The following is a 21,525-nucleotide window of genomic DNA, read 5'->3' as shown; positions in this document are numbered from 1 at the left end:
AGGGGCTGTGCTCCCCTAGGTGCAAGATCCGGCCCCAGCCGGGCGGGGAACCATAAAGCAGACGGGCATCATGCCGGAACGCAATTCAGTTGAAATCAAGAGTGTTTCCAAGGTCTTCGGCTTTGGGGAATACGCCGTCGCCGCTGTCGACCATGTCAGCGTCTCCATCCGCGAGAACGAGTTCTTCACGCTTCTCGGGCCATCTGGCTGCGGGAAGACGACGCTTTTGAGACTGATCGCCGGCTTCGAGTTTCCAAGCCGCGGCGAGATCGTTCTGGCGGGCGAGAACATCGCCGCCATGCCGCCCTACAAGCGGCCGATCAACACTGTTTTCCAGAATTACGCGCTCTTCCCGCACATGACAGTGGCCGAGAATATCGGTTTCGGCCTGCAGATGCTCGGCCGTCCGAAGGCTGAGATTTCCGCCCGCGTATCGGAGATGCTGAAGCTCGTGCGCATGGAGCATCTGGCGGGGCGCCGCACCAGCCAGATTTCCGGCGGCCAGCAGCAGCGTGTGGCGCTTGCCCGCGCGCTCGCCCCGCAGCCGAAGGTGCTTTTGCTCGACGAGCCGCTCTCGGCGCTGGATTACAAGCTGCGCAAGGAAATGCAGATCGAGCTGAAGCGCCTGCAGGCCGAGACCGGCATCACCTTCATTTTCGTGACGCACGATCAGGAAGAAGCGCTGACCATGTCGGACCGCATCGCAGTCATGTCGTCGGGCAAGATCCTGCAGATCGGCTCGCCGCACGACATCTACGACACGCCGGCCGATCGTTTCGTCGCCGACTTCATCGGCGAGACGAATTTCCTCGCCGCCAAGGTGATCGCACCCGGCGAGGGGAACGCGACGGTGGAGCTTGCCAGCGGGTTGACGCTCAACGCGTCGGCGGGGCCTGGACTGTCTGCCGGGGATGCCGCCACAGTGGTTGTCCGGCCGGAACATGCGAGCCTCTCGAGGCCGGATGCCGCCATCGTGCTGCCGGCGCTGTCCGGCGCGGTGTCGAACGTGGTCTATTTCGGCACGGATACCCATTACCACGTGCATCTCGACGGAGGCGAAACCTTCATCGTGCGCAGCCAGAACCGGGTGATGCGGCATGATCCCTTCGAGACCGGCGATCCGGTCAAGGTCGTCTTCGAGCCGGGTGCCGCCCGGGTGCTGAGGACCTGACATGGCCGAGCGCGACGCCCTTTCCCTGATCGAGGCCGAGCGCCGGCGGGACATCCGCTCACGCTGGCTGCTCTCGACGCCTGCTTTGCTCATCATTCTCTTCGCGGCACTTGGCCCGCTCTTCATCGTCCTCGTCTATTCCTTCCTGACGCCCGGTGATTATGGCGACGTGAAATGGACCTTTTCGACCGAGGGTTGGGTCAGCGTCTTCCTGCAGCGCGACATTTTCGACGACACGCTGACGATCGCGGATGCGCATCTGACGATCTTCTGGCGATCGATCAAACTCTCGCTGATGACGACGGTGGTGACGCTGATCGTCGGCTTTCCGACGGCCTATTTCATTGCCACGCGCTCGGAGCGCACGCGTGAACTCTGGCTGTTCCTGATCACCATCCCCTTCTGGACCAACCTCCTCATCCGCACGCTCGCCATGCTCGTCGTGATCCGCAACGAGGGGCTGATCAACACGATGCTGATCCGGTTCGGCCTCATCGACCAGCCCCTGCAGATGCTGTTCACCGACGGAGCGATCCTTGCCGGCATGGTCTATGTCTATCTTCCGCTCATGGTTCTGCCGCTCTATGCCAGCATGGAAAAGCTCGATTTCCGGCTGATCGAGGCAGGCTACGATCTCTATGCGACGCCGTTCCGGGTGCTCACCAGGATCATCATCCCGCTGGTCAAGCCGGGCATGATCGCCGGCTCCATCCTGGTCTTCATTCCCTCGCTCGGCGCCTATGTGACGCCCTCCATTCTCGGCGGCGGCAAGAACCTGATGATCGGCAACCTGATCGAATTGCAGTTCGGCGCGGGGCGCAACTGGCCGCTCGGCTCGGCGCTCTCCATCGCGCTCATGCTGATCGTCATGGTGGCGCTGCTGGCCTATGTCCGCAACGCCGGCTCCTCGGGGGTCAAGCATGGCTAGGCGCTTCGACATCCGCCGCCAGACCGGCTTCACGACGATCGCGATGATCGTGTTTTTCGCGCTCTACCTGCCGATCGCCGTGCTGGTGGTCTTCGCCTTCAATGCTGGCGACAGCCTCAGCGTCTGGGAAGGCTTCTCGCTGCACTGGTTCGAAAGGGCGATGGAGAACGGCGCGGTCATCGATGCCTCGCTGCGGTCGCTCCAGATCGCCGGCGTGGCGGCCGTGGTGGCGACGATCGCGGCGACCATGGCGGCGCTGGCGACGACGCGCACCGAGCCCTACCCGGGCCTCACCTTCAAATATGCCTTCATCAACCAGCCGCTGATGATCCCGGAAATCGTGACGGCCGTGGCGCTGCTGATCTTTTTCTCGCGCATCAAGATCTGGACCGGTTATGACGGACTTGCCTATCTCATCGTCGCGCATACGGCGTTCTGCGTGCCCTTCGCCTATCTGCCGATCCGGGCGCGCCTCGAAAGCATGGATCTGACGCTGGAGCGGGCGGCGGCCGATCTCTATGCGACGCCCTGGAACACGTTTCGCTATGTGACGCTGCCGCTGCTGTGGCCCGGCATTCTCGCCGGCTTCATGCTGGCCTTCGTGATCTCGCTCGACGATGTCGTCATCACCAATTTCGTAAAATCCGGCGGGCAGGACACCTTGCCCACCTATATGCTCGGCCAGATGCGCCGCGCCATTACCCCGGAGATGAACGCGATCTCGGCGGTCTTCCTGCTGATCTCGATCGCCATCGTCACCGTCTTCTTCTTCGTCAACCGTAAGCGCGCCTGAACGCGCACCGCAGAAAGGGAACGACCATGACCGCGAAAACTGGAGGACTGAAGGCCGGCCTTATGGCGCTGACCTTCGCGCTGATGGCAAGCACCGGCATCGCGCATGCCGAGGGCGAGCTCAACATCTACAACTGGGGCAATTACACCAGCCCCGAGATGATCAAGAAGTTCGAGGACAAGTACAACGTCAAGGTGACGATCACCGACTATGATTCGAACGACACGGCGCTCGCCAAGGTGCGTCAGGGCGGCTCCGGCTTCGACATGGTCGTGCCCTCGCAGAATTACATGCCGATCTGGATCTCCGAAGGGCTGCTGCTCGAGACCGATCCCGGCAAGATGGAAAATGCCAAGAACATTGCCCCCGAATGGGCCAATCCGGACTTCGATCCCGGCCGCAAATATTCGGTTCCGTGGGCCATGGGCATTGTCGGCGTGGTCGTGAACACGGCCGCCTATGATGGCGACATCAACACCTGGGGCATCATCTTCGACACGCCGGACGCGCTGAAGGGCAAGGTCAACGTCGTGCCCGAAATGACCGACGTCATCGACGCCGCCGTGCTTTACAACGGCGGCACCAAGTGCACCGGCGACCTCGAGATTTTGAAGAAGGTGCGTGACACGCTGCTGAAGGCCAAGCCCAATTGGGTGGCGATGGAATACGGCACCATCGAGAAGATGGGCTCCGGCGACATCATGGCCTCCAGCGACTGGAACGGCTCGGCTTTCCGCCAGCGCCTCGCCAATCCCAAGGTCAAGTTCGGCTATCCCAAGGAAGGCTATGTCAACTGGTCCGACAATCTCGTCGTCCTCAAGGATGCCAAGAATGTCGAGAACGCCAAGCTCTTCCAGAACTTCATGATGGATCCGGAAAACGCCGGCATGAACTCCGCCTTCCACCGCTATGCCAATGGCATTGCCGGCTCGGACGCCTTCATGCCCGCCGACATGAAGGACGCGCCGGAGATCAAGATCCCCGACGAGTTCAAGTCGGTCGGCGTACCCTCGCAGACCTGCCCGCCGGACGTACAGGCGCTCTACACGAAGATCTGGACCGAACTGCAGAAGTAACGACCGCATGAAAGAACGGCCCCGTGCAACAGCGCGGGGCTCGTGCTGTTGGCAAACCGCTTCGTGCGCAGCCATCCTCCGGCCCGTCGTCGCGTCAGGTTGTGCTTCGACGGCATCTCCATCCGCAGACGTCATCCTCGGGCTTGACCCGAGGATCCATGCGGCCCCTGCGTCCCTGGCTGTGGATCCTCGGGTCAAGCCCGAGGATGACAGCGCGAAGGCCGGGAGGCTGACGGCGTGAGGCGCACGCAGATGATGGTGGCAGAGGCCCGAGGATGACGGAGCGGGGGGCGATTTACGCCAATCGCACAGCCCCCGCGCCCCGCGCGATCCGTTCTGCCATCCCGGAGGAGACACATCATGAAGACCGTTTTTTCGCCGCGCCATGCCGGCCATGCCAACAATCTGGAGCTCGTCGCCGGCGCCATCGTGCCAGCCTTCGAGATGCCGTCGCGGGCCGACTATGTTCTGGAACGCCTGACATCCGAAGGGCTGGGGCCGGTGCTGGAGCCGGAAGATTTCGATCTTTCGATCGCCGCGCGGGTGCACCGGCAGGACTACCTCGATTTCCTGCCCACCGTCTGGGACCTGTGGACGGCGGCCGGGCGCACCGGCACCGCGCTGCCCTTCACCTGGCCGACGCGCGGGCTGCGGGGCGATGTCTGCCCTGACTTCATCGACGGCAAGCTCGGCTATTATTCCTTCGATGGCGGCTGCGGCATGGTGGCCGGCACCTGGGATGCGATCAAGTCCTCCCATGACGTGGCGCTGACGGCGGCCGGCCTCATCCAGTCAGGCGAAAGCGCCGCCTTCGCGCTCTGCCGTCCCCCGGGCCACCATGCGGGCGCCGGATTCATGGGTGGCTACTGCTACATCAACAATGCCGCTGTCGCCGCCCAGTCCTTCATCGACAAGGGCGCCAAACGCGTCTCCATCCTCGATGTCGACTATCACCACGGCAACGGCACGCAGGAAATCTTCTACGGCCGCGCCGATGTACAGGTCATTAACCTGCATGCCGACCCGATGCAGGAATATCCTTATTTCCTCGGCCATGCCGACGAGCGGGGGACAGGAGAGGGAGAGGGCTTCAACCTCAACTATCCCATGCCCTTCGGCACGAGTTTCGACACCTGGTCGGCGGCGCTCGACGATGCCTGCCACAAGCTTCTGGCCTATCAGCCGGAGGTGGTTCTGGTCTCGCTCGGCGTCGATACGTTCGAGAAGGACCCGATCTCCAAGTTCAAGCTGAAGACCGAGGACTTCCCGAAGATCGGCGCCCGCATCCGCAAGCTCGGCCTGCCGACGCTCTTCGTCATGGAAGGCGGCTATGCGGTGGCGGAGATCGGGGTGAATGCGGTCGGCGTTCTCACGGGGTTCGAGGGGGCGTGAGGGGGCGGTTTCCAGTCCACGACCGTCAAGGTTGGGTTTGACCGCGTCTCGGGCAGCAAGCGCCAATGACCTGCCCTGCCGCGACCCGGATGGCTGCCTCACCCACTGCCGTCATCCTCGGGCTCGACCCGAGGATCCACACCTCGTCCACAGCGGTTGGCGCGTGGATGCTCGGGTCAAGCCCGAGCATGACGGAGGAGAGGGCTTGCGTCGATGGCGCCTGCTGACGAGCGTTTAACTTAAGGCCGCCCCGCATCCGCGCCTCCGGGAGAAGGCGCGCCACACACTCCCTGGGAGACACCATCATGACCGACACTTTCGACCGGCGCACCGTCACGCTCGCCAACTGGCGGACCTTTCCGGCGACGCGCTTTACCTATCAGCATGTCAGCGAATTCGTGCCGGTGGCGCTGATCCGCGGCAACCGGCAGGCGGAGGCGCCGGCCGTTCCGCTGGGTCCAGCCGCCGATATCGCGGTCGCCGGCACGGATGGCCGGGCGGCGACGTTCGAGACCTTCCTGGCGCAGAGCAACACCGATCTCTTCGTGCTGATGCGCGGCGGGCGGATCGTGTCGGAATGGGCGGCGCCCCATGCCGATCCCGGTCTGCCGCATCTGATGTTCTCGGTGACGAAATCGGTGAATGCGCTGATGGCGGGGGTGCTGGTCGGGCAGGAGCGTCTCGATCTTGCGCAACCGATCCTTTCGCTGATCCCTGAAGCGGCAGGCTCCGCCTATGCGGATGCGACCTTGCAACAGCTCTTCGACATGACGATCAGCCTCGATTTCGTGGAGGACTATCTCGATACCAAGGGCGCTTTCATCCGCTATCGCCGTTCCATGGGCTGGGCCCCGCAAAAGGAAGGGGAAGCGGTCGAGGATCTTCTCTCCTTCCTCGTCACCCTGCCGCGCAAGCCCGGCAATCACGGCGAGATCCATGCCTATCGCTCGCCCAACACGGACCTCGCGGGCGTCGCGGTAGAGCGGGCGGCGGGCAGGCGCTGGGCGGATTTCCTGTCGCAGGCGCTGTGGAAGCCGCTCGGGGCAACAAGCGATGCGACCGTCACCGTCGATCCGCTCGGCACGGCGCGGGCGGCCGGCGGTATGTCGGCGACCGCCCGCGATCTCGCCCGGATGGGGCAACTGGTGCTGGAGGGCGGGCGCGGCATCGTTCCCTCTGCCTTCATCGACGATCTCGCCACCGGCGGCAGCCGATCCGCCTGGGCAAGCGGCGATCAGGCCCCGCTTTTCCCCGGCGGCAGCTATCGGAACTACTGGTATGAGACGGGCGAGGGGGAACTCGCTGCGATCGGTATTCACGGCCAGTGGATCTGGGTGGACCGGCAATCCGGGTCCGTCGCCGTCAAGCTCTCGAGCCAGGACATGCCGAGCGATCTTGCCCTCGACCATGCGATCGTCGCGGCGCTGAGGGCCGTCTGCCGCGGCCGGTGAATCGGTCATCGTTTTGCGACGCGACCCGGTGTAGATCGCGATTGCTTTCACGCCAACTTCGTCCTACGACTTCACCTGTGCCGGTTGTCCGGCACGTCATGTTTTCGAAGGTTCCGCCTGACCCGAACGGGAGGGCGGATGAAAAGGGAATGCGGTGAGGACTACCCATCAGGGACCGAAACCGCAGCTGCCCCCGCAACTGTAAGCGGCGAGCCCCATCCGACATGCCATTGGCCCCGCGCAATCCCGCGCATCCGGGCTGATAAGGCGGATGACCGGCCAGGACCCGCAAGCCAGGAGACCTGCCCTCGAAGATCGCCGCATCCTGCGGCACCAGCTTGTCCCGCGCGGTGGGCGCGGAGAGGGAGAGTGACATGCATATCATGGAAGGCTTTCTGCCGGCCTCGCACGCCCTGTTCTGGGGTGCGGCCTCGGCACCCTTCGTCGTTTATGGCGCCCGGCGAATCATCACGCTTGTGCGCGAAAAGCCCGAAACCAAGATGCTGATGGCGGCGTCCGGCGCCTATGTCTTCGTACTCTCGGCGCTGAAGATCCCGTCGGTGACGGGCAGCTGCTCGCATCCGACCGGCACGGGCCTTGCCGCCAGCCTCTTCGGGCCCACCGTGACGACGGTGCTCGGCACGATCGTGCTTCTGTTCCAGGCCCTGCTTCTCGCCCATGGCGGTCTGACGACGCTGGGGGCCAATGTCTTTTCCATGGCGATCGTCGGCCCCTTCGTCGCCTATGGCCTGTTCCATGGATTGCAAAAGGTCGGGGCTTCCGCCGCACTTGCTATCTTCTTTGCTGCCGCGCTCGGCGGTCTCGCCACCTATTGCGTCACCGCGCTGCAACTGGCTGCCGCCTTCCCGGATCCGGCCACGGGCGTTGCGGGCGCCGCCGTGAAATTCCTCGCGGTCTTTGCGCCGACACAGGTGCCGCTCGCCATCAGCGAAGGTCTTCTGACCGTCGTCGTCTTCAACCTGTTGCAGCGCTATAGCCGCGGCGAACTCTCTGCCCTCAACATCATCTCCGGAAAGGCCTGATGCCCATGCTGAAGCGCAATCTTCTGATGCTGGCCGGCGTCGTCGGCCTCGCCATTCTCCCGCTCGTCATCCATCACGGCGGGAACGCGGAATTTGCCGGAGCCGACGGTGAGGCCGAGGCGCTGATCGGCGAGATCCGGCCGGACTACAAGCCCTGGGCGGCGCCGCTCTGGGAACCGCCGAGCGGCGAGATCGAAAGCCTGCTCTTTGCCTTGCAGGCCGCGATCGGCGCAGGCCTCGTCGGCTTTTATTTCGGGCGGCGCACCGCGCCCGCCCGTGCCGCCGACAAGTCCTGACGCCGGGCGATGCGTGACATCGACCGCATTGCGCAAACCGGCCGCTGGCGCGGCGTGGCGGCCGGGGAGAAGCTTCTGTTCTCGATCGGCTGCATGGGCCTGTCGCTCGCCTTTCATGGTGTCGCGGCGCAGGGCGTGCTGCTGGCAACGGTTCTTAGCGTGACGTTCGCTGGTGCCCGTGTCCGGGTCGGTGAGTTCATCGGCGCGGCGCGGGTACCGGCGCTCTTCATCCTCGTTGGAACGCTCGCGCAGGCTGTTTCCCTGTCGACCGGGCCATCCTACCTCGCGCTTGCGCCGCCGGAGGCGCTTGCGGCGGCCGGCTTCGCGGCGCTGCGCAGCGCAACCTGCGTTTCGGCGCTCCTGTTCCTGGCGCTGACGACGCCGCTGACGGCGATCCTGCACTTCCTGCAGCGCCTCGGCCTCAACCGCGACATCAGCGATATCGCTCTCGTCATGTTCCGCATCATCTGGCTGGCGCTCGACTGTCTGCAAAGCGGGCAGCGCTCGCTTGCCGGCCGGCTCGGCGATGTCGGCGCGCGCCGTCGCATCCGCAGCGGCGGCCTGCTGCTGGCGGCGCTGCTGCCGCGCGTGCTGGATCGGGCCGGACGGCTGGACCGGGGGCTTGCGGCGCGCGGCTATGACGGACAGCTTGTATTCCTCTCGACAGAAGCGGCGGCAAGACCTCAGCGGCTCGGCGCCATTGCGGCGGGGCTGGTGCTTGCCGGTCTTGTCTGCGGTGTGCTGCTGTGATCCTTCAGGCGATCGATATCGGTTACGCCTATCCGGGCGGCGGGGCGGCGCTCGATGGCGCATCGCTCTCGGTCGCGCGCGGCGAAAGGCTGGCGCTGCTGGGGTCGAACGGGGCGGGCAAATCCACGCTGCTCCTCACGCTGAATGGCACGCTGAAACCGGATAGCGGCACGATCCTCCTCGACGGCGCACCGGCGGGGACGACACGAGCCGATCTCAAACGGCTTCGCAGCCGCGTCGGGCTTGTCATGCAGGATCCGGACGACCAGTTGTTTGCGGCAACGGTGGCCGAGGATGTCTCCTTCGGACCGATGAACCTCGGCCTTTCCACCAGCGAGGTGCGGATCCGTGTCGAGCAGGCGCTGGCGGCGCTGGGCATCACGGCGCTCGCTGCGCGGCCGACGCACATGCTCAGCTTCGGGCAGAAGAAGCGGGTGGCGATTGCCGGACTGATCGCCATGCAGCCCTCCGTGCTCTTGCTCGACGAACCGACCGCCGGTCTCGATCCGGCCGGCGTGGAGGAGTTGATGGCAGTGCTGACGCGGCTTTCCGAGCAGGGCACGGCGATCGTCATCGCCACCCACGACATGGAAGCGGCCTACGGCTTTGCCGATCGCGTTGCCGTGGTGGCGGGGCTGCGCGTGGCGCGTGAAGGCATTCCGGAGGCAGTGTTTGCCGATGCCGCGCTGCTGGCGGATGCCGGACTGAAGCCGCCGATCGTCTATGAGATTGCGGAGCGGCTGAAGGCGGCGGGTGTGATACCGGCCGATGCGGCGCCACGGGATCGGGCGGAGTTGCTGGGGCTGATCGGCGGCGTCTTGTCCGGCTGAACAGCACGGGACTGGTCTGATTGCTTGCCTCCTCGAGCCCGCCAAGTGCGTCGGGGTGAAGGTCGGGACAGGTCTGTGAGCGAAGTCCCACACTCTGCCGTCATCCTCGGGCTTGACCCGAGGATCCACAATTTTGGCGCAGCGTTTGCCGCATGGATCCTCGGGTCAAGCCCGAGGATGACGTATGGAATAGGGACGATCCCATCGGAACATCAGGTGGAAGCTGTCGTCTCCAGCTCGGATGATGGAAGATATTGCTTACAATTCATGGCGTCATGAACCACGGCCGTCTGAGCCACATCACGTCAGCGGAAGTGGCCCGTCATTCTTGATCTCTTCCATCACGGCATAGGTGCGCGTTTCCTTCACGCCCGGCAGCGTCCACAGCACCTGGCCGAGGAAAGTGCGGTAGGCGTTCATGTCGCGGAAGCGGGTTTTGACGAGATAGTCGAAGCCGCCGGCGACCATGTGGCATTCGAGCACCGCCGGCGCGCGGCGAATGCCCTCGGCGAACTGGTCGAAGACCTCGGGCGTCGTCTTGTCCAGCATGACCTCGATGAAGACCAGCAGGCCGAAGCCGAGCTTGTGCGGATCGAGCCGTGCGCCGAAGCCGGAGACGTAGCCGTCTTTCAAAAGGCGGCGCAGCCGGTCGCTGGTGGCGGTCGGGGAAAGGCCGATGCGGTCGGCGAGCTCCAGATTGGTGATGCGCCCGTCCGCCTGGAGGATATCGAGGATGCGCCGGTCGGTGCGGTCGAGCTCCGGGGTTGCGTCGGCCGCATCTTTCGCCGGCGTCGAGCGGGTGCGGTCCACGGGACGGTCTCCCGGCTTGCGCGCCATGGCCGCCTCAGGCCGCCGCCAGCCGGGTTTCGGCAAGCTTCACCCAGTAGGAGATGCCGTGCGGGATGACCTCGTCATTAAAGTCGTAATTGGGATTGTGCAGGCCAGCCGTCTCGCCATTGCCGATGAAGATGAAGGCGCCGGGGCGGGCGTTGAGCATGTAGGAGAAATCCTCCCCACCCATCATGGGTTCCACCTCGGCATTGACGTTCTCCGTGCCGGCAATCGCCGCGGCGATCTCGGCGGCGTATTCCGTCTCGCGGGCGTGGTTCACGGTCACCGGGTAGTTGCGGGCATAGCGCACCGCGACGGTCGCGCCCCAGGCGGAAGCAATGCCGGTGGCGACTTCGTCGAGGCGCTTTTCGGCGAGATCGCGCATCTCGGCCTTCAGCGTGCGCACCGTGCCGGCGATCTTGGCGACGTCGGGAATGACGTTGTGGGCAAAGCCCGCATTGAACTTGGTGACGGAGACGACCACCGATTCCAGGGGATCGACGGTGCGCGAGGCGATGGTCTGCAGGGCCGTGACGATCTGGGCGCCGACGACAATGGGATCAATGGTGCGGTGCGGCTGGGCGGCGTGGCCGCCGCGGCCGGTGATGGTGATGGAAAATTCGTCGGTGGAGGCCATGATCGGGCCCTTGCGGATGGCGAAATGGCCGACCGGCATGCCAGGCATATTGTGCATGCCGTAGACTTCGGTGATGCCGAAGCGCTCCATCATGCCGTCCTTGACCATGAGATTGCCGCCGCCGCCGCCTTCTTCGGCCGGCTGGAAGATGACCGCGACTGCGCCCTTGAAGTTGCGGGTTTCGGCAAGGTAGCGCGCCGCACCCAAGAGCATGGCCGTGTGGCCGTCATGGCCGCAGGCGTGCATCTTGCCGGCTGTGGTGGAGGCCCAGGGCTTGCCGGTAACCTCGGTGATCGGCAGCGCATCCATGTCGGCGCGCAGGCCAACCGTCGGGCCATCGCCCTTCGTGCCGCGGATGAGGCCGACGACGCCGGTACGGCCGAGGCCGGTCACGATCTCGTCAACCCCGAACTCTTTCAGTTTCGTTTCGACGAAGGCGGCGGTATTTTCCACGTCGAACAGGAGCTCGGGCCGCTGGTGGATATGGCGGCGCCACTGCGTGACTTCTTCCTGAAGTTCGGCGGCTCTGTTCAAGATCGGCATCGTCTTATGTCCTGGTCCGGGCTTGCGGCGTCTGGTCGTATGCGCGGCAGGTGTGCCGCATTTCGGGGCGGGAATGGCTTTGCCATCCCCCTGCCATATAGGCTAAATACGGCCTCGTGACGAGGCAAAACCGGAAAATCGAGGTTTCAGACGTGGCAACCAACCGACCCCTTGGCCGTTCGCTTCGCGCGCATGCGCTTCGGCTTCCTGCGCTGATCGCCGCAAGCGCGATCGCGCTGCAGACGATGAGCGCCGATGTGCTGGCCAATCCGCGGCTCGTCGTCGATGTGAAGACGCTGAAGGTCGTCGAGCACCAGGATATCGACCGCAAATGGTATCCGGCATCGCTGACCAAGCTGATGACGGCCTACACCGTGTTTCGCGCCATCCGCGCCGGGCAGGTCTCGCTTGAGACGCCGGTGGTAATGACCAAGAACGCCGCCGCCGAGCCGCCGAGCAAGATGTTCTACAAGCCCGGACAGGCGCTCACGCTCGATAGCGCGATGAAGATCCTGCTCGTCAAGTCCGCGAACGACGTGGCGGTGGCAATCGCCGAGACCGTTGGCGGCAGCGAAGAGGCGTTCATTGCACGCATGAATGCGGAGGCCCAGCGCCTTGGCATGCGCAACTCCCGCTTCGTCAATCCACATGGGCTACCCAAGCTCGGCCAGTATACGACCGCCCGCGACCTTGCCATTCTCGCCATCACGCTGAAGCGCGAGTTTCCCGAATATGCGGGCTATTTCGCTTTGGAAGGCTTCACCACCGGCAAGAAGATCTATCCGAACTACAATCTGCTGATCGGCCGGTTCGACGGTGCCGATGGCATGAAGACCGGCTTCATCTGTGCCTCAGGCTTCAACCAGGTCTCCTCGGCGACGCGCAACGGCCGTGCCGTCGTGTCCGTCGTGCTCGGGGCCGACAGTCTTGGCGCGCGCGCCGACGAATCGGCCCGGCTGCTGCAGGCAGGCCTGACCGATCCCGGTGCCGGCCAGCTGCAGTTGATGCAATTGCCGCCGGAAGGCGCCGAATTCGCAGATGTCGCCGATATCAGCAAAGAGATCTGCTCGAAGGAAGCCGCGAAGGTCCGCAGCGAAGGGCGTGACGAGGTCGGGCGCCAGAAACTGCTGTCTCCCTATATCCACGAAATGACGCGCGAGCCGAAGGTGGTCTTCGCGGGCCTCATCCCCGGTACGGAGAAGGTGGCCGGCAAGGCCGATGGCAAGCAGGCGATGAGCCAGGGCGATATCGGCAACATTCCCGTGCCGGTGCCGCGTCCCGTCAACTGATCGGAATCCATCCATGATCGCTGCCTTCGACCCGGTGCCCGTCACCATTCTCACCGGCTTTCTGGGCGCGGGCAAGACGACGCTGCTCAACCGGCTCCTCAAGGATCCTGATCTCACCGATACGGCCGTGATCATCAACGAGTTCGGCGAAGTCGCGATCGACCATCTCCTCGTCGAGACCTCGAATGACGGCGTGATCGAGCTATCCGACGGGTGCCTGTGCTGCACGGTGCGCGGCGAGCTGATCGACACACTGGCCGACCTCATGGATCGCATGCAGACGGGCCGCATCCGGCCGCTGAAACGCGTCGTGGTGGAGACGACCGGCCTTGCCGATCCTGCACCCGTCATGCAGTCCGTCATCGGCCACCCCGTGCTGGCACAGAGCTACCGCCTCGACGGCGTCGTGACCGCCGTCGATGCCGTCAACGGCACGGCGACGCTTGCGGCCCATGAGGAAGCGGTGAAGCAGGCTGCGGTGGCCGACCGGATCGTCATCACCAAGGCCGATCTTGCCGGCCCGGGCGTTGTCGATCGGCTGCTGGCGGAGTTGAAGGCGCTCAATCCGGGTGCGGCGGTGATCTTCGCCGACCAGCCGGAAGCGGCTTCGGCCGATCTTTTTGCCTGCGGCCTCTACGATGCCGACAGCAAGACGCCGGATGTGCGCCGCTGGCTGCAGGCGGAGGCCATGGCCGATGCGGCGGGCCATGGGCACGATCATCACGACCACGACCACGACCACGACCACGACCATGACGGCCACGGCCACGTATGCGGGCCGGATTGCGATCATGGGCATCATCACGGCCATCACGATCATCACGGGCATCACCACGACCACAGCCGGCACGGCCGCGACATCCGCTCCTTCGCGATCATCGAGGATCAGGCGATCAGCCCGATGGCGGTCGATATGTTCATCGACCTGCTGCGATCCGCCCATGGCGAAAAGCTGCTGCGCATGAAGGCGATCGTGAAGCTCTCCGACAACCCGGACCGCCCGCTGATCCTGCACGGGGTGCAGTCGATCTTCCACCCGCCGCGCCGTCTGCCGTCCTGGCCGGAAGGGTCGGAGCGCCAGACCCGCATGGTGCTGATCACCAAGGGTCTGGAAGAAGCCTTCGTCCGCGACCTCTTTGATGCCTTCACCGGCAAGCCACGGCTGGACCGGCCCGATCATACGGCGGTCACCGACAATCCGCTGGCGGTGCCGGGGGTGCGGTTTTGAGCCATGTCTGACCATGCTGTGACGATCGAGGAGATGCGCAGCATTCTACTCCGCGCTTGGTCTATCGAGACGTCGTCGCTGTGGCGGCTCGACAATCCCGCATGCGGGCAGTGCGGCGTCACGGCATTGGTCGTGCAGGATATTTTGGGTGGAGACATTCTCAAGACCAAGCTTGATGACTCTTGGCACTTCTATAATCGAGTGGGCGGCCGACGGATCGATTTCACCGAAACCCAATTCGTGACGCCTGCGGATTATCAGGATGGCCCCGCAAGCAGAGACGATGCCTTCGCTGATACAACGAGACGTCAGTATGAGCACCTTCGTGCCGCGGTTGGCTCGCTGATGCCGTCCGCACAATGATGTCGAGCCATTTCGCTTTTCATCCCGCATCGTCTTCGGCATAATCCGTTCATGGACACCCATCTCGATATCTCGCCGGAACTCAAAGAACGCGTTCAGCGGATCGCCGCCAAGGCGCGGCGTGCGGAAACGGATGTCGTTGCGGATGCCCTGGAGAGGGGCCATTCCCTCGACTGGCAGGAAGCCTTTATCGACAAGGTCAATCCCGGTCTCGCCGATGCTGAGCAAGGGGCGTTTGCGTCGGCCGGGGAAATGATGAGACTTCTCAACACGTACCGTTCAACCTGATTTTACCGTACACACGATACGGCGCATCTGATTTTCTGGCCTCGCAGCGCCGCGCTGGCGTCCTGGAATGATGGTTTGGACAATCCTGTCATCAAGGGCGACCACCTCCCGATCGTCATGGTCGGGCTTGACCCGACCATCCATGGACCAAGCCGTCAGTGGTTCAAAAGATGGATCCTCGGGTCAAGCCCGAGGATGACGGAGGAGAGGTGTTCGCGGTCTATCAGCGCGCTGATCGAGCCATAATCCGACAGATATGTCATAGAACGTTCGAGCCGATGCACCATGGGCATCGCTTGCTGTGTCGAGCACAAGACTGCACGGTCAGAAGCACCATTTCAAATGCGTTTTTTGTAACTCTTCACTGACGCGAACTCGCTCCAGTCAATGGCCGGAAGCCTTCGAGCACCGATAGCGCTTAACGCCTCTCACACCCGCCGGATCACGAAGCGGTGGCCCGTTTCCGTCTTCACCGTCTCTTCCAGCACATGCCCGTCTTCCCGGCAGAAGTGCGGAATGTCGATCACCGACATGGGGTCGGTGGTTTCCACGCAAAGGCGGGTGCCGGGGGACAGCGTTGCCATGCGCTTGCGGGTTCGCAGCACGGGCAGAGGGCATTTCAGCCCGCGCAGATCGTAGGTGAGGATCGTCTCGCTGCTGGCGACTTCGTCCGGCGCGCCAGTTTCGGCGTCTGTCCGGGGCATCAATTGCCCCAGAGCTTCCAGAAGGGACGCTTCTTCGGCTCGCTGGCCTGTTCGGCGACCGTTGTCGGCTGAGCCTGTGCCTCGGTCGGGTTGGCTGCGGGGACGGGGACCGCGGCGTTGGTCGCGGCGGTGCGGGTCTGCGTGGCGGTTGCCGGCGGGGTGGCGGGCGTTGCGATCCGGTTGCCGGCAGCGGCTGCCTGGGCGACCGGCACGGTGGCGGTCGTCTGGGCGGGCTGCGGCTGCGCGAGCGGCGCTGCGGCCGGTTCGTCGCTGGAGAACAGCGAGAAGAGGCTGCGGCGGCTGCTCTTTTCCACGGCGGCGGTCTGTTGGACGGTGGGAGCGGCCTCAGCGACCGGGTTTTCGCGCGGCACCGGTACGGAGCCTGTCGCGGTCGCCTTGGCCAGTGCCGCCTGCTGAACCTTGGCGGCCTCGCGGGCTTCCTCGGCCGCCTTCTGCGCATCGATGCGCGCCTGGAGTTCGGATACCTTCATCAGCTTGCCGGCGTCGAGCGACGTGCCGGTCGGCGCATAGGCGAGTTCGCGGCCCTTGCGCTTGTCGGCAACGATCGCCTTGCGCTCGGCTTCGCTCGGCTCGTACCAGACGAGCCCGTCATATTTTCTCAGCGCTTTGTCGTAGTCGCGCGCATAGTCCTTCTCATAGGTGGACATGGCGGCCATGAGGGCCGGCGGCGTCGACATGTTGGGGGGGCACTGGCCGGCCGGGCTCAGCGCCTTGCCGCCGGTCTCCTGGTTGAAGACGTATTTTCTCTCGCAGACCGCAACTTCCGGCGGGCGCTTCGTCACCTCGAACTGGTCGTAGCCGACCTTCAGCATTTTCCAGAAATCCATGTGCGGATTGTCGCGGTGGCGCGCCATGTTTTCGGCGGTCATGCGGAAGGGGAAGGCCTGAAGCTGGATGGTCTTCTGCCCGCCCTTGAAGGCGTCGCGGGCAAAGGCGAAGATCTCGATCATCTGCTCGTCGGTCATCGAATAGCAACCGGACGAAGAGCAGGCACCATGAATCATCAGATGCGTGCCGCCGCGGCCATTGGCGCGGTCGTACTGATTGGGATAGCCGGTATTGATGGCGAGATAATAGCTGGAATTCGGGTTCATCTGGGCCGGAGAGAGCGGGTAGAAGCCCTCAGGCGCCTGACGGTCGCCTTCCTTGGTCTTGGGGCCGAGTTTGCCGGACCAGGCGCAGATGTCGTAGCTCTTGACGAGCTGGAAACGGCCCGCGGTGTTGGCCTTCCAGACTTCCAGCTTGCCCTCTTCCTTGAAGATGCGCAGCGCGACCGGGGCGGTCTTCTGGATGCCCATGGCCGTCATCTTCGAGACAAGCTTCGGCGACAGCTCGTAGGCGGTCTTGTTGGAGACCTTGGAGATATCGACGCTGTCAAGCGTTTCGTTCGTGCAGCCGGAAAGGGCGAGCACGGTCACGGAAACGGCAGCGAGAAGTGTCAAGCGCATCGGCACAGCCTGTCCTGCAAGTCGTTTCGAATGCCAAAACGGTCAAGAAACCAAAGCCGTTTTAGCAGCGGAGGCATTCGCCGTCATCTTTACGAAGCGAAACTTCACAAATTCTTAACCAGACCAAACTGGTTCCGGCCTGTCGTGAAGCGCCCATGCCCCACCGGCATCCCCATCAGCGGCCTGGCCCCCAACTCCCGTCAAAAGCGGAACAGTGTGGCCAAGTTGCGGCGCCGCAGGGCCTTGCAGCGATTTCGGCTTTATGCCTTTGTTTTCCCACACTGTTCCACGTCAAGGCAATCCCGTTTCGGCTGTGTCGGCCTAGAGGGTGCGACCGATGGAGAGGTATTTCTGACGGCGATCCTTGCGCAGGTCTTCGCCCTTCAGCGCCGTCAGGTCCTTCAGCGCATCGGAAATGACGGTGCCAGTCCTGCTGATCACGAAATCGGGATCGCGGTGTGCGCCGCCAACGGGCTCGGGGATGATGCCGTCGATGATGCCGAAGGACTTCAGGTCCTCGGCGGTGATCTTCATGTTGCTGGCCGCTTCCTTGGCGCGCGTGCTGTCGCGCCACAGGATCGAGGCCGCGCCTTCCGGCGAGATGACCGAATAGATAGAATGCTCGAGCATGTAGACCCGGTTACCCGTGGCAATCGCGATGGCGCCGCCCGAGCCGCCTTCGCCGATGACGACGGAGACGATGGGGACCTTGAGGTTAAGGCACATTTCGGTGGAGCGGGCGATGGCTTCGGCCTGGCCGCGCTCTTCGGCGCCGACGCCGGGATAGGCGCCTGCCGTGTCGATGAGGGTGATAAGCGGCAGCGAAAAGCGATCGGCGAGTTCCATGATGCGGATCGCCTTGCGATAGCCTTCCGGCCGCGGGCTGCCGAAATTGTGCTTGATGCGCGACTTGGTGTCGTTGCCCTTTTCCTGGCCGATGATGGCGACGGGCATGCCGTTGAAGCGGGCGAGGCCGGCCTGGATCGCATCGTCATTGGCAAATTTGCGGTCGCCGGCAAGCGGCGTGAATTCGGTGAAGAGCGCCTTGGCGTAGTCGACGAAATGCGGACGCTGCGGATGGCGCGCGACCTGCGTCTTCTGCCAGGGAGTCAGCTTGGAATAGATGTCGGCCATGGCCTCGCGGGTGCGGGTCTCCAGCCGCGAGACTTCCTCGCTCGTGTCGATGCTCTCGTCCTCGCCGGCGAGCTTCTTGAGCTCGTGGATCTTGCCCTCAAGGTCGGAGATCGGTTTTTCGAAGTCGAGATAATTGTGCATCAAAACGGTTCCGGTCGTTTGCGAGACGCTGTCCCGGGATTGTCCCGCAGAGTTTCCAAACAGACTCCACAGGGGCTCGGGCGTCCTAATCCTTGTTTTTGGCCTGTTTGGCAAGAGGGTGGTGGGTTTGCACCAGGCTATGCAGCCGTTCCTCCAGCACATGCGTATAGATTTGCGTCGTGGATATGTCGGAATGGCCGAGCAGTTCCTGCACGGCGCGAAGGTCGGCGCCATTGGCCAGAAGGTGGCTAGCAAAGGCGTGGCGCATCACATGCGGCGAGAGCGTGGCCGTGGAAAGGCCGGCGCGGGCGGCAAGGCCCTTGAGGTCGCGGGCAAAGACCTGGCGGGGCAGATAGCCTTCCTTGCCGGCGGAGGGGAAGAGAAAGGTGCTGTCGGGATCTTCGCGGCCGGCTTCCTTGGCCTCGGTGAGGGCCTTGCCATAGGTGGCGACAGCGGCCTCGGCGGTGCGCGAGAGCGGCACCAGCCGCTCCTTGCCGCCCTTGCCCCGGATGACGAGGAAGCGGCCGTCGCGGGCGAGCACGGTGACCGGCAGGCTGACGAGTTCGCTGACGCGCATGCCGGTCGCATAAAGCAGTTCGACGAGGGCATGCATTCTGAGGCGCTGCAGCCGGCCTTCGCCCTCTTCCCTCGCTTCCGTTTCGGCGCGCGTCAGAAGCCGGGTGACCGCATCGATGCCCATGGTCTTGGGCAGCGGCCGGCCCTTTCGCGGCGCATCGAGCACGCCGGTGGGATCGTCGGTGCGCAGGCCCTCGGCGTAGAGAAACTTGAAGAATTGCCGCAGGGCGGAGAGGCGGCGGGCCTGCGAGCTCGCCTTGAAGCCCTCGTCGGAGAGGTGGGAGAGATAGGCGCGCAGGTCGTCGCTCGTCGCGGCCGTCAGCGCCACGCGCCGGCCCTTGAGAAAGGCGCGCACGTCCTCGAGGTCGCGACTGTAGGAGGCGAGCGTATTGGGGGCAGCGCCGCGCTCGGCGCTCATCATCTCGAGAAAGGATTCCACCTGCGCAGCGGAGAGATCCAGGGCGGCGCGCGGGCGCGCATCCTCTTCGGCCTCGGCGGTCATGGCTTCGTCGTCGCGGGAATGGCGCCCGTGGTGGCGGGGGTCGCAGGTTGCGGGTTCAGGCGCTCCGAGGGGATGCGGATCGTCACCTCGCGCTCGCGCGGCTCCACGAAGGTGGCGAGTGCGAACATCACCGCGTAGATGCTGCCGGCGATCATGCCGCAGAAGAACAGGAATCGGAAGAGTGTCGGCATCGCTACTCCGCTGGCGCCCGCAGGGGCCGGTCGCCACCTGCGCCAATATGAGGATGCATCCCCCGCCATGCAAGGTCCGGTGCCGAGGCTCGCTCGTTCCCGTGCTTGACGCTTGCGGGCGATTTGTCGATACCGGATGTCAAAGGGGATACTGCAATGACCGAGATTCTGGAGCAGCTCAAGACGACGGACCGCCAAAGGCTGGCCGCCGAGGCGAAAGCCGTGCTCGGGCGGCGCAATCTCGTGTTCGTGGGCCTGATGGGGGCCGGCAAGTCCGCCATCGGCCGGCTGGTGGCGCAGGCGATGACCATTCCCTTCGTCGATTCCGACCACGAGATCGAGCGCGTCTCGCGCATGACGATCACGGAGCTCTTCGCCGCCTATGGCGAGGCGGAGTTCCGCCAGTTGGAGACCCGCGTCATCAAGCGGCTGCTGCGGTCCGGCCCGCGTGTCGTCTCGACCGGCGGGGGCGCCTATATCAACGAGAACACCCGCCGGCACATCAAGAAATCCGGGCTTTCGGTGTGGATGAACGCCGATCTCGACGTTCTCTGGGAGCGCGTCAACAAGCGCGATACCCGGCCGTTGCTGAAGACCGAAAACCCCAAGCAGACGCTCGCCAATCTGATGGATGCGCGCTACCCGATCTATGCCGAAGCCGATCTCAGCGTCATGTCCCGCGACGTCAGCAAGGATGTGATGGTGGACGAGGTGCTGGCCGCGATCGCCGCTGGGGTCCAGACAACGAAAGACCGAACAGGATGACCATGACCGCCGCTCCCGATGTCCTTTCCGCCCGGCGCACGGTGCGCGTCGATCTCGGCGAGCGTTCCTATGATATCCTCATCGGGCCCGGCCTGATTGCGGAGGCTGCCGCCGAGATCGCCAGCCGCCTGAAGGGCCGGCGCATGGCCGTCATCACCGACGAGCATGTCGGCGCGCATTATCTGTCCCCGCTTGTGGAAAACCTCCGCACTGCCGGCATCGAGACGGCAACGCTGACCCTGCCGGCCGGGGAGAAGACCAAGAGCTTCGAGCATCTGATCACCGCCTGCGATACGATCCTTGCGGCTCGTATCGAGCGCAACGATGCGGTCATCGCGCTCGGCGGCGGGGTCATCGGTGACCTCACGGGTTTTGCGGCCGGCATTGCCCGGCGCGGCTCGCGCTTCATCCAGATCCCGACCTCGCTACTCGCCCAGGTCGACAGTTCCGTAGGCGGCAAGACGGGCATCAACTCGCGCCATGGCAAGAACCTCATCGGCGTCTTCCACCAGCCGGATCTGGTGCTCGCCGACACCGACGTGCTCGACACGCTCTCGCCGCGCGAATTCCGCGCCGGCTATGCAGAGGTCGCGAAATACGGACTGATCGACAAGCCTGACTTCTTCGCCTGGCTGGAGAAGAACTGGCAGGCCGTGTTTGCCGGGGGGCAAGCGCGGATCGAGGCGATTGCGGTGTCGTGCCAGGCCAAGGCCGATGTCGTGGCCGCCGACGAGCGGGAGAACGGGCGGCGCGCGCTGCTGAACCTCGGCCACACCTTCGGCCATGCGCTGGAGGCGGCCACCGAGTATGATGGCAGCCGCCTGGTGCATGGCGAAGCCGTTTCGATCGGCATGGTGCTGGCGCATCAGTTTTCGGCTCGCATGAACCTGGCGAGCCCTGATGCGGCGGCCCGCGTCGAGGCGCATCTGAAAGCGGTCGGCCTGCCGACGGCGATCAGCGACATTCCGGGGCCGGCACTTCCCACCGCACGGCTCATGGAAGCGATTGCGCAGGACAAGAAGGTGAAGTCGGGGCAGCTCACCTTCATCCTCACGCGCGACATCGGCCAGTCCTTCATCGCCGACGATGTGCCGGCATCCGAAGTCGAGCGCTTCCTCGGGGAGAAGACCTGAT

Annotated in this window: 23 protein-coding genes and 1 riboswitch; of the genes, 16 read left to right on the top strand and 7 right to left on the bottom strand. The window is 64.3% G+C overall.

Annotated features, from left to right (window positions below):
- Positions 1-70: 70 nt before the first annotated feature.
- The 10 genes from F3H41_RS08030 to F3H41_RS07985 all read left to right on the top strand — a co-directional run bounded on the left by F3H41_RS08030 (position 71) and on the right by F3H41_RS07985 (position 9,730).
- A complete protein-coding gene (locus F3H41_RS08030) occupies positions 71-1,171 on the top strand; it encodes an ABC transporter ATP-binding protein (RefSeq protein WP_149738025.1) in 1,101 nt (366 codons plus the stop codon).
- Position 1,172: 1 nt separating this feature from the next.
- On the top strand, positions 1,173-2,099 hold the full coding sequence (locus F3H41_RS08025; protein WP_149738024.1) for an ABC transporter permease: 927 nt from the start codon (positions 1,173-1,175) through the stop codon (positions 2,097-2,099).
- Positions 2,092-2,892: an ABC transporter permease gene (locus F3H41_RS08020; RefSeq protein ID WP_149738023.1), complete on the top strand. Its 801-nt coding sequence runs from the start codon at positions 2,092-2,094 to the stop codon at positions 2,890-2,892. The genes F3H41_RS08025 and F3H41_RS08020 overlap by 8 nt, the downstream gene beginning before the upstream one ends.
- A 26-nt stretch (positions 2,893-2,918) precedes the next feature.
- Positions 2,919-3,968, top strand: a complete 1,050-nt coding sequence (locus tag F3H41_RS08015; protein WP_188129368.1) for an extracellular solute-binding protein — start codon at positions 2,919-2,921, stop codon at positions 3,966-3,968.
- 360 nt (positions 3,969-4,328) lie between these two features.
- On the top strand, positions 4,329-5,360 hold the full coding sequence (locus tag F3H41_RS08010; protein ID WP_149738022.1) for a histone deacetylase family protein: 1,032 nt from the start codon (positions 4,329-4,331) through the stop codon (positions 5,358-5,360).
- Between the two features lie 305 nt (positions 5,361-5,665).
- On the top strand, positions 5,666-6,811 hold the full coding sequence (locus F3H41_RS08005) for a serine hydrolase (RefSeq protein ID WP_149738021.1): 1,146 nt from the start codon (positions 5,666-5,668) through the stop codon (positions 6,809-6,811).
- Positions 6,812-6,902: 91 nt separating this feature from the next.
- A riboswitch (cobalamin riboswitch) is annotated at positions 6,903-7,136 on the top strand.
- Between the two features lie 49 nt (positions 7,137-7,185).
- Positions 7,186-7,854 (top strand): energy-coupling factor ABC transporter permease, encoded by a 669-nt coding sequence (locus F3H41_RS08000; RefSeq protein ID WP_149738020.1) that lies wholly within the window; start codon positions 7,186-7,188, stop codon positions 7,852-7,854.
- Positions 7,854-8,150, top strand: a complete 297-nt coding sequence (locus F3H41_RS07995; RefSeq protein ID WP_244616103.1) for an energy-coupling factor ABC transporter substrate-binding protein — start codon at positions 7,854-7,856, stop codon at positions 8,148-8,150. Before F3H41_RS08000 ends, F3H41_RS07995 begins: the two co-directional genes overlap by 1 nt.
- A 9-nt stretch (positions 8,151-8,159) precedes the next feature.
- Entirely contained in the window at positions 8,160-8,900 is a 741-nt protein-coding gene (locus F3H41_RS07990) for a CbiQ family ECF transporter T component (protein WP_149738019.1), read from the top strand.
- Complete coding sequence (locus F3H41_RS07985; RefSeq protein WP_149738018.1) at positions 8,897-9,730, top strand: ABC transporter ATP-binding protein; 834 nt, start codon at positions 8,897-8,899, stop codon at positions 9,728-9,730. The genes F3H41_RS07990 and F3H41_RS07985 overlap by 4 nt, the downstream gene beginning before the upstream one ends.
- A gap of 300 nt (positions 9,731-10,030) precedes the next feature.
- Here the strand turns inward: F3H41_RS07985 and F3H41_RS07980 are convergent, their stop codons facing one another.
- Together F3H41_RS07980 and F3H41_RS07975 are read right to left on the bottom strand one after the other, a co-directional pair.
- Positions 10,031-10,540 (bottom strand): Lrp/AsnC ligand binding domain-containing protein, encoded by a 510-nt coding sequence (locus tag F3H41_RS07980; protein ID WP_149738017.1) that lies wholly within the window; start codon positions 10,538-10,540, stop codon positions 10,031-10,033.
- Between the two features lie 34 nt (positions 10,541-10,574).
- Complete coding sequence (locus F3H41_RS07975) at positions 10,575-11,741, bottom strand: M20 aminoacylase family protein (protein ID WP_149738016.1); 1,167 nt, start codon at positions 11,739-11,741, stop codon at positions 10,575-10,577.
- Positions 11,742-11,986: 245 nt separating this feature from the next.
- On the opposite strand from F3H41_RS07975, the gene F3H41_RS07970 reads away from it, so the two are divergent.
- From F3H41_RS07970 to F3H41_RS07955, 4 genes are read left to right on the top strand one after another with little or no spacing between them, the layout of a single operon-like run.
- Entirely contained in the window at positions 11,987-13,030 is a 1,044-nt protein-coding gene (locus F3H41_RS07970) for a D-alanyl-D-alanine carboxypeptidase family protein (protein ID WP_149738273.1), read from the top strand.
- 13 nt (positions 13,031-13,043) lie between these two features.
- Positions 13,044-14,258 carry a GTP-binding protein gene (locus F3H41_RS07965; protein ID WP_149738015.1) on the top strand — a complete coding sequence of 405 codons (1,215 nt, stop codon included), beginning with the start codon at positions 13,044-13,046 and terminating at the stop codon, positions 14,256-14,258.
- A gap of 3 nt (positions 14,259-14,261) precedes the next feature.
- The gene (locus F3H41_RS07960) at positions 14,262-14,621 is read left to right on the top strand and encodes a hypothetical protein (RefSeq protein WP_188129367.1); all 360 of its coding nucleotides are present in this window, start codon (positions 14,262-14,264) and stop codon (positions 14,619-14,621) included.
- A 51-nt stretch (positions 14,622-14,672) separates the two neighbouring features.
- A complete protein-coding gene (locus F3H41_RS07955) occupies positions 14,673-14,909 on the top strand; it encodes a transcriptional regulator (protein WP_149738014.1) in 237 nt (78 codons plus the stop codon).
- Between the two features lie 428 nt (positions 14,910-15,337).
- Here the strand turns inward: F3H41_RS07955 and F3H41_RS07950 are convergent, their stop codons facing one another.
- The 5 genes from F3H41_RS07950 to F3H41_RS07930 form a co-directional block, all read right to left on the bottom strand.
- Positions 15,338-15,613, bottom strand: coding sequence for a sulfurtransferase TusA family protein (locus F3H41_RS07950; RefSeq protein WP_149738013.1), 276 nt, complete (start codon positions 15,611-15,613; stop codon positions 15,338-15,340).
- Positions 15,613-17,082, bottom strand: coding sequence for a murein L,D-transpeptidase family protein (locus tag F3H41_RS07945; RefSeq protein ID WP_149738012.1), 1,470 nt, complete (start codon positions 17,080-17,082; stop codon positions 15,613-15,615). Before F3H41_RS07945 ends, F3H41_RS07950 begins: the two co-directional genes overlap by 1 nt.
- Positions 17,083-17,403: 321 nt before the next feature.
- Positions 17,404-18,357, bottom strand: a complete 954-nt coding sequence (locus tag F3H41_RS07940; protein ID WP_149738011.1) for an acetyl-CoA carboxylase carboxyltransferase subunit alpha — start codon at positions 18,355-18,357, stop codon at positions 17,404-17,406.
- Positions 18,358-18,442: 85 nt separating this feature from the next.
- Positions 18,443-19,435 carry a site-specific tyrosine recombinase XerD gene (locus F3H41_RS07935; protein ID WP_149738010.1) on the bottom strand — a complete coding sequence of 331 codons (993 nt, stop codon included), beginning with the start codon at positions 19,433-19,435 and terminating at the stop codon, positions 18,443-18,445.
- Positions 19,432-19,626: a hypothetical protein gene (locus tag F3H41_RS07930; RefSeq protein ID WP_149738009.1), complete on the bottom strand. Its 195-nt coding sequence runs from the start codon at positions 19,624-19,626 to the stop codon at positions 19,432-19,434. The genes F3H41_RS07935 and F3H41_RS07930 overlap by 4 nt, the downstream gene beginning before the upstream one ends.
- A 156-nt stretch (positions 19,627-19,782) precedes the next feature.
- Here F3H41_RS07930 and F3H41_RS07925 point away from each other — a divergent pair, with 156 nt between their 5' ends.
- Together F3H41_RS07925 and aroB are read left to right on the top strand one after the other, a co-directional pair.
- On the top strand, positions 19,783-20,391 hold the full coding sequence (locus F3H41_RS07925) for a shikimate kinase (protein ID WP_149738008.1): 609 nt from the start codon (positions 19,783-19,785) through the stop codon (positions 20,389-20,391).
- A gap of 2 nt (positions 20,392-20,393) precedes the next feature.
- Positions 20,394-21,524, top strand: coding sequence for a 3-dehydroquinate synthase (gene aroB, locus F3H41_RS07920; protein ID WP_149738007.1), 1,131 nt, complete (start codon positions 20,394-20,396; stop codon positions 21,522-21,524).
- The last annotated feature ends 1 nt before the right edge of the window (position 21,525 follow it).

It is taken from the genome of Rhizobium sp. RU20A (assembly GCF_900155885.1).
GTDB lineage: Bacteria > Pseudomonadota > Alphaproteobacteria > Rhizobiales > Rhizobiaceae > RU20A.
The sequence above is the reverse complement of the archived record's forward strand: the minus strand, read 5'-3'. Positions and strand labels throughout refer to the sequence as shown.

Coding starts and splice junctions, on each gene's coding strand:
- F3H41_RS08025 (WP_149738024.1), top strand. CDS start 1,173: ATGGCCGAGCGCGACGCCCTTTCCCTGATCGAGGCCGAGCGCCGGCGG.
- F3H41_RS08015 (WP_188129368.1), top strand. CDS start 2,919: ATGACCGCGAAAACTGGAGGACTGAAGGCCGGCCTTATGGCGCTGACC.
- F3H41_RS08020 (WP_149738023.1), top strand. CDS start 2,092: ATGGCTAGGCGCTTCGACATCCGCCGCCAGACCGGCTTCACGACGATC.
- F3H41_RS07975 (WP_149738016.1), bottom strand. CDS start 11,741: ATGCCGATCTTGAACAGAGCCGCCGAACTTCAGGAAGAAGTCACGCAG.
- F3H41_RS07955 (WP_149738014.1), top strand. CDS start 14,673: ATGGACACCCATCTCGATATCTCGCCGGAACTCAAAGAACGCGTTCAG.
- F3H41_RS07970 (WP_149738273.1), top strand. CDS start 11,987: ATGAGCGCCGATGTGCTGGCCAATCCGCGGCTCGTCGTCGATGTGAAG.
- F3H41_RS07945 (WP_149738012.1), bottom strand. CDS start 17,082: ATGCGCTTGACACTTCTCGCTGCCGTTTCCGTGACCGTGCTCGCCCTT.
- F3H41_RS07960 (WP_188129367.1), top strand. CDS start 14,262: ATGTCTGACCATGCTGTGACGATCGAGGAGATGCGCAGCATTCTACTC.
- F3H41_RS07925 (WP_149738008.1), top strand. CDS start 19,783: ATGACCGAGATTCTGGAGCAGCTCAAGACGACGGACCGCCAAAGGCTG.
- aroB (WP_149738007.1), top strand. CDS start 20,394: ATGACCGCCGCTCCCGATGTCCTTTCCGCCCGGCGCACGGTGCGCGTC.
- F3H41_RS08005 (WP_149738021.1), top strand. CDS start 5,666: ATGACCGACACTTTCGACCGGCGCACCGTCACGCTCGCCAACTGGCGG.
- F3H41_RS07965 (WP_149738015.1), top strand. CDS start 13,044: ATGATCGCTGCCTTCGACCCGGTGCCCGTCACCATTCTCACCGGCTTT.
- F3H41_RS08030 (WP_149738025.1), top strand. CDS start 71: ATGCCGGAACGCAATTCAGTTGAAATCAAGAGTGTTTCCAAGGTCTTC.
- F3H41_RS07935 (WP_149738010.1), bottom strand. CDS start 19,435: ATGACCGCCGAGGCCGAAGAGGATGCGCGCCCGCGCGCCGCCCTGGAT.
- F3H41_RS08000 (WP_149738020.1), top strand. CDS start 7,186: ATGCATATCATGGAAGGCTTTCTGCCGGCCTCGCACGCCCTGTTCTGG.
- F3H41_RS08010 (WP_149738022.1), top strand. CDS start 4,329: ATGAAGACCGTTTTTTCGCCGCGCCATGCCGGCCATGCCAACAATCTG.
- F3H41_RS07930 (WP_149738009.1), bottom strand. CDS start 19,626: ATGCCGACACTCTTCCGATTCCTGTTCTTCTGCGGCATGATCGCCGGC.
- F3H41_RS07990 (WP_149738019.1), top strand. CDS start 8,160: ATGCGTGACATCGACCGCATTGCGCAAACCGGCCGCTGGCGCGGCGTG.
- F3H41_RS07940 (WP_149738011.1), bottom strand. CDS start 18,357: ATGCACAATTATCTCGACTTCGAAAAACCGATCTCCGACCTTGAGGGC.
- F3H41_RS07995 (WP_244616103.1), top strand. CDS start 7,854: ATGCCCATGCTGAAGCGCAATCTTCTGATGCTGGCCGGCGTCGTCGGC.
- F3H41_RS07950 (WP_149738013.1), bottom strand. CDS start 15,613: ATGCCCCGGACAGACGCCGAAACTGGCGCGCCGGACGAAGTCGCCAGC.